The organism is Weissella sp. DD23, from assembly GCF_001579105.1.
Taxonomy (GTDB): Bacteria; Bacillota; Bacilli; order Lactobacillales; family Lactobacillaceae; genus Weissella; species Weissella cibaria.
The window spans coordinates 1-342 of sequence record NZ_KQ970497.1 but is presented as its reverse complement, the minus strand read 5'-3'; the positions used below and the strand labels follow the sequence as shown (position 1 = coordinate 342).

Sequence of the window (342 nt, the reverse complement as noted above, 5' to 3'; positions counted from 1 at the left end):
CCAATGAAACAGTTAACGAAGATGCCAATTGATATCGTCATCCCCTGGGTTGATGGCAGTGATTTAGCTTGGCAACAACGCAGGTCACAACATGTGTCATTACCAGAGTACGAAGCAGCGGACCAACGATATCGTGATTTTGGTACGTTGAAGTATTTGTTGCGTTCAATTGCGCAGTATGCGCCATGGGTAAACAAAATCTATCTTGTCACTGATCAGCAACGGCCTAGCTTTATTAAAGACAGTAAACGGTTGGTTGTCGTAGATCATACTAGCTTTATTCCAAACGAGTATTTGCCAACTTATAATTCAAATGTGATTGAAGTGCACTGCTGGCGTATT

Annotated in this window: 1 protein-coding gene; it reads left to right on the top strand. The window is 42.1% G+C overall.

Annotation, left to right across the window (positions count from 1 at the left end):
• Nucleotides 1-342 (top strand): Stealth CR1 domain-containing protein (locus WEIDD23_RS12445; protein WP_197458909.1); only part of this gene is annotated, 342 nt, incomplete at both ends.